General features: G+C 70.6%; 6 protein-coding genes. 1 reads left to right on the top strand and 5 read right to left on the bottom strand.

The genetic code is table 11. The features are described from left to right. Positions 1–222 precede the first annotated feature (222 nt). The 5 genes from ABT116_RS39500 to ABT116_RS39480 form a co-directional block, all read right to left on the bottom strand. Positions 223–1,425, bottom strand: coding sequence for a serine hydrolase domain-containing protein (locus ABT116_RS39500; RefSeq protein WP_351644573.1), 1,203 nt, complete (start codon positions 1,423–1,425; stop codon positions 223–225). A 113-nt stretch (positions 1,426–1,538) separates the two neighbouring features. After that, positions 1,539–2,690, bottom strand: coding sequence for an LLM class flavin-dependent oxidoreductase (locus tag ABT116_RS39495; protein WP_351644570.1), 1,152 nt, complete (start codon positions 2,688–2,690; stop codon positions 1,539–1,541). A 43-nt stretch (positions 2,691–2,733) separates the two neighbouring features. Beyond that, positions 2,734–3,288, bottom strand: coding sequence for an NADPH-dependent FMN reductase (gene ssuE / locus ABT116_RS39490; protein WP_351644566.1), 555 nt, complete (start codon positions 3,286–3,288; stop codon positions 2,734–2,736). Positions 3,289–3,478: 190 nt separating this feature from the next. Continuing rightward, on the bottom strand, positions 3,479–3,556 hold the full coding sequence (locus ABT116_RS39485; RefSeq protein WP_351405193.1) for a putative leader peptide: 78 nt from the start codon (positions 3,554–3,556) through the stop codon (positions 3,479–3,481). Between the two features lie 173 nt (positions 3,557–3,729). After that, entirely contained in the window at positions 3,730–3,894 is a 165-nt protein-coding gene (locus ABT116_RS39480) for a DUF8839 family protein (protein WP_491588370.1), read from the bottom strand. 239 nt (positions 3,895–4,133) lie between these two features. Between ABT116_RS39480 and ABT116_RS39475 the strand changes: the two genes are divergently transcribed. Continuing rightward, a complete protein-coding gene (locus ABT116_RS39475; RefSeq protein ID WP_351644564.1) occupies positions 4,134–4,574 on the top strand; it encodes an SPW repeat protein in 441 nt (146 codons plus the stop codon). Positions 4,575–5,027 lie beyond the last annotated feature (453 nt).

Here is a 5,027-nt window from a genome sequence, read left to right as displayed (position 1 = left end):
GTCGCCGTCCGTGCCAGCGGGGCCAGTCGAGGGAAGAGCGCGGTGACGTCGAACGGCCGCGGCGGCGTGGTGAATATGGCGTTCATAGCGGTGATGCTGCCAGCAGCCGCTGACATTGGGTGTACCGATCCCCGTCAGCTCGAGCTCGTCAGGGCGGCGGGCGTTGGCGGCCCCGTCCCACCTCCGGCACCACCGACCCGGCGAACCCATGCGGTCAGAGCACTAGCCGAGGCGGAGCACGCCCGGCGCCCGGTCCGTCCGGGGCGGGATCCTCCCGCAGAACTCCGCTTCGACGACGTCGATGTAGAGGGAGGAGTTCGGGAGCCAGTCGCCGTTGACGTTGAACGTGAGCTGGTGTTCGCCGTCCGGGGTGCCGACCATCGCGGACAGGGAGCCGTTCGTACGGCCGCTCTTGCCCACCACCTTCACCCCGCAGGACAACTGCGCGGACTCGATCCCGAGCCCGTACCCGGTGCCGTGCCCGGCCGGGACTTCTTCGAACATCTCCTTCATCTGCCGCTGGGGCAGCAAGTGCCCTTTGACCAGAGCCCATTGGAACCGGTTGAGGTCGCCGCTGGTGGAGATGACGTCGCCGGCCGCGCCCAGCCAGGTCATGTTCTGTTCGGTGGCGTCGTGGATCTCGGCGCCGGGGGCGTCCTCGTGGAGCCGGGAGTAACCGACGGGGTGGGGCTTCGGCATGTGGGGGGACGTGCCGGGGAACGACGTTCCGCGCAGCTTCAGCGGCCGGAGGATGCGGCGGGTGATCTCCTGGGCGTAACTGTGGCCCGTGGCCTTCTCGATGACCATGCCCGCGACAACGAAGTTGGTGTTCGAGTACGACGGCTCGTCCTCCGGGCCGGACTGCGGTGGGCGCCGCAGGGCGATCGCCACGAGCTCCTCGGGCGTGTGGGTGTCGTACCGGTGCTCCGGGAAGCCGGGTCCCGCGCTGTCATGGAGGAAGGCGGGGTCGTCGGTGTAGTTGGCGATGCCGCTGGTGTGGTTGAGGAGCCGGCGCAGGGTGACCTTGCTGCCGTCGTAGCCGTTGCCGCGCAGCAGTCCGGGCAGCCATCGCTCGACCGTGTCGTCCAGGTTCAGTCTGCCTTCCGCCTCCAGCTGGAGCAGGACGGTCGCGACGAACGTCTTGGTGATGCTGGCCCCGCGGAAGTGCTCGCGGGCCGACCGCTCGCGGCCGGTCCCGGTGTCCGCGTAGCCCGACTCGCCGAACCAAGTCCCCCTGCTGTCATGGACTTTGGCCGCCGCTCCGGGAAGTCCGCCCTGCTCGACGAGCGCGCGTAACGCGGTCCGGGTGGCCTCGTGGCCGTACTGCCGATCCGCCGCCTGCGCTGTCGGGGCCAGTGCCGCCGTCCCGGCGGTCAGCGCCACGGCCAGAGCGATCGAGACGGTGCGTGCGGCGTGCTGCTTCATGCGTGTGTGCCTCCTGGTCACCGAGGGGCGGTCGTGCCCACTCGATGACCAGGACGCCCGGGCCCGGCTCCGGGGTTGATCTGCTGGTCTCCGGTGACGGACCGGGCGGGGTGTCAGCTCGCGACCGGCACGAAGGGGGCCGCGGCGGCGGGCGTGTCCTGACTGCCCGAAGGGTGCCGCCACAGTCCCTGCGCGGCGAGACGCGGCAGGACTCCCTCGCCGAACCAGTACGCCTCCTCCAGGTGCGGATAGCCGGAGAGGATGAACTCGTCGATGCCCAGGGCGTGGTACTCCTTGATCCGCTCGGCGACCTCGTCGTGACTGCCGACCAGTGCGGTGCCCGCCCCGCCGCGCACCAGGCCGATGCCGGCCCACAGGTTGGGGTGGATCTCCAGGCGGTCGCGACGGCCGCCGTGCAGGGCGAGCATGCGCTGCTGCCCTTCGGACTCGCTGCGGGAGAGACCCGCCTGCACGGACGCCACCGTCTCCGGGTCGAAGCCGTCGAGCAGCCGGTCCGCCTCGGCCCAGGCCTGCGCGGCGGTGTCCCGGGTGATGACGTGCAGCCGGATGCCGAAGCGCAGGGTGCGGCCCTGGGCGGCGGCCAGCGACCTGATCCGGGCGATCTTCTCGGCGACCTGGGCCGGGGGTTCGCCCCAGGTGAGGTAGACGTCGGCGTGCCGGGCGGCGATCTCACCCGCGATGGGCGAGGAGCCGCCGAAGTACACCTCGGGGACGGGATCGGGCACCCGGGCCAGCGCGGCCTCCTCCACCCGGACGTGCTCGCCCTGCAGATCGACGGTGCCGCCCTCCCACAACTCCCTTACGACGTGCAGGAACTCACCGGTGCGGCGGTACCGGGCGTCCTTGTCGAGGAAGTCGCCGAAGGCGCGCTGCTCCTTGTTCTCCCCGCCGGTGACGACGTTGAGCAGCAGCCGCCCGCCGGTCTGCCGCTGGAAGGTGGCCGCCATCTGCGCGGCAAGCGTGGGCGAGATCAGGCCGGGCCGGAAGGCGACGAGGAACTTCAGGCGTTCGGTGTGCTGGGCGACCATCGCGGTGGTGAGCCAGGCGTCCTCGCACCAGGCACCGGTGGGCGTGAGAGCTCCCGCGAAACCCACTTCCTCGGCGGCCCGGGCGATCTGGCTCAGGTAGGCGACCGTCGGCGGCCGGTCCCGCCCGGACGCGGTGGCCGGGGTGCCATGACCGCCGCCGACGACATGACGGCTGTCGCCGTTGGTGGGCAGGAACCAGTGGAACGTGAGGGACACGGGGGAGCTCCGATCGAGGGGGACGTACGTGCGGCGGGGGGTGTCAGCCCGCCACGGCCAGCAGCGGGGTGCGGCCCAGCGCCGCGGAGAACTGGTCGACCACCTGGTCCAGGGCCTCGGTTGCGTCCGGCGCGACGGTCAGGGAGCCGTCGTCGTGAGCGGTGAGGTGCTTGTCGAGGGTGAACCAGCCCTGCACGATGTGGGCCGCGCCCATGGAGTTGAGGACCGGGCGCAGGGCGTAGTCGATGGCCAGGACATGGGCGACACTGCCGCCGGTGGCGAGCGGCAGTACGGTCTTGCCGGTGAGGGCGTACTGCGGTAGCAGGTCCAGCAGGGCCTTCAGGACACCGGAGTAGGACGCCTTGTAGACGGGTGTGCCGATGACGACGCCGTCGGCCCGGGCGAAGAGTTCGGTGGCCTCGACGATGGCGGGGTGGCGGAAGTCCGCGCCGAGCAGGGCCTCGGCGGGGACGGTGCGGACGTCGAGCGGGATCACGTCATGACCCTGGGCCGCCAGCCGCTTGTCCAGGTGGCGCAGCAATCGGCTGGTGCGAGAGGAGGCGGAAGGGCTGCCGGAGACGGACAGGACGGTGGCCATGGGCTCTCATTTCCGGGAGAAGGCGCGACTGCGCGGGGCACCGCCCAACTCGGGGACGCCGGGTGTGAAGGGTGTGCGAAAGCGCCGAGTTCAGGCGGGGGGAACATCACCGCTCAGGGCATGCCGCCGGCACGGCGGACGGAGGCCGGCGGCGGATACGGCGGTGAGGAGAAGCGGCGAGCCGGGAGACTCAGGCTGCGGCGCGACAGGAAGCGCTGGAGACACGTGCGAGGTCGACGTGGCGTCGCCGCGTGAGGTCCAGTCGCATGGTCATGCCATGGATCGTGGCAGTGGAGGTCGAGGGCCGTCAAGGAAATGGCGGCTCATCTCGTATCCCGGACCGGCCCGTTCACCAAGGGCACCCGGAACAACCGTGCGCGCCCTCCCGGTTCGGCATGATCCGGGAGGGCGCGCTCCGATGCTGCGCGTACGGCGCCGGTCTCAGTCGCCGTCCGCCGGAACGACCACGAGGAAGGCGTCCGATTCCAGGTCCATCACGACGGTGGCCGGCTCTCCCTCGGCGCGGCGGCGTGCCGCGTACTCCTCCGCGGGCCACGATCCGCGCGGAGACCCCGCCGGGAACCGTTCCAACACCTTCGCGCTGATGGCCGCAGTCACGTCCGCTGCCCTCCCCTGTCCCGCGCCGCCCGGCGGGCGACGTCGATCGGTCCTGTCGTACACATCCGGATGCCCCTGATCCGCCCGGACATGTACCGCCGGGTAGATTCCGCGCTCTCCTCCGAGCTCTACACATAAAGGAAAAATAAGAGCAGAATGACGCTTACGCGGCGTTTACCGCACACCCCTCCAGACGCGGTCGCCCTGCACCATGAAGGAGACGAGTCATGGCCAACGTCTCGCCCACCAGAGGTGACATCACCACCCACCCCGACGCCTCCGAGATGCGGGACCGTTACGCCCGCATGCTCGGCGGCCGCGATGTGGCGCTCGTGGACGGACCGGTGTTCCTGCTCGGTCTGTACTGCGCCGCCTCCCCGTGGATAGTCCATTACACGACCAGCCAGCCGGCACTCGTGACCCACAACCTGATCATGGGTATCGCGATCGGCCTGCTGGCGCTCGGGTTCACTCGCGCTCCGGAGCGCATGTACGGCCTGAGCTGGGCCATGTGCGCCCTCGGGGTGTGGATGATCATCTCGCCGTGGGTCGTCGGCGAAAGCCCGGACGCCGGTGTCGTGTGGAACAACATCATCATCGGTGCACTCGCCGTGATCCTTGGGCTGGTGTGCGCCGGAACGGCGGCGAAGGCCTCGCCCAGGCCGTAGCACCCGCCGCAAGGGAACCGAAGGCCGGTCCGCGCCACGGACCGGCCCGTTCATGCCCTGCCCGCTGCCGACCGAGACTGGGCCCGGGGAGCTTCAGCGGTGACCGAGCGACCGCATCGCGGCGAGCCCCTCATCGCTGGACGCGTGGAGCGGCTGCCGGCCGAGTTTCGCGTTCCGCCTTGGCGCAGGACAGGCGGAGCCGGGAGGACATCATGGTGTGCGCGTACGACATGACACCTGGGTTCGCGGTTGGTGGCGCGGGCGAACTGCTGGTTGTCGCCACCGTTGCAGGTCCGGTCCCCGGGGCCGGGTCCGCGGCCCTGCCTGCGCCGTAGATGTCGAGGCAGCAGGCGGGTTCCCTAGGGCCTGTCGTTTGGATCAGCCCACAGACGCGGGGCCTGGCACGCGCATCTGCGGCGTTGTCGTCGGTCACCGACGCTCCGCGTCGACTCC

It is taken from the genome of Streptomyces sp. NPDC002130 (assembly GCF_040296465.1).
Classification (GTDB): domain Bacteria; phylum Actinomycetota; class Actinomycetes; order Streptomycetales; family Streptomycetaceae; genus Streptomyces.
The sequence above is the reverse complement of the archived record's forward strand: the minus strand, read 5'-3'. Positions and strand labels throughout refer to the sequence as shown.

What these genes read in the sequence shown, in the direction of transcription:
- ABT116_RS39485 (WP_351405193.1), bottom strand. Translation starts at nt 3,556, where the DNA reads ATGCGACTGGACCTCACGCGGCGACGCCACGTCGACCTCGCACGTGTC.
- ABT116_RS39500 (WP_351644573.1), bottom strand. Translation starts at nt 1,425, where the DNA reads ATGAAGCAGCACGCCGCACGCACCGTCTCGATCGCTCTGGCCGTGGCG.
- ABT116_RS39475 (WP_351644564.1), top strand. Translation starts at nt 4,134, where the DNA reads ATGGCCAACGTCTCGCCCACCAGAGGTGACATCACCACCCACCCCGAC.
- ssuE (WP_351644566.1), bottom strand. Translation starts at nt 3,288, where the DNA reads ATGGCCACCGTCCTGTCCGTCTCCGGCAGCCCTTCCGCCTCCTCTCGC.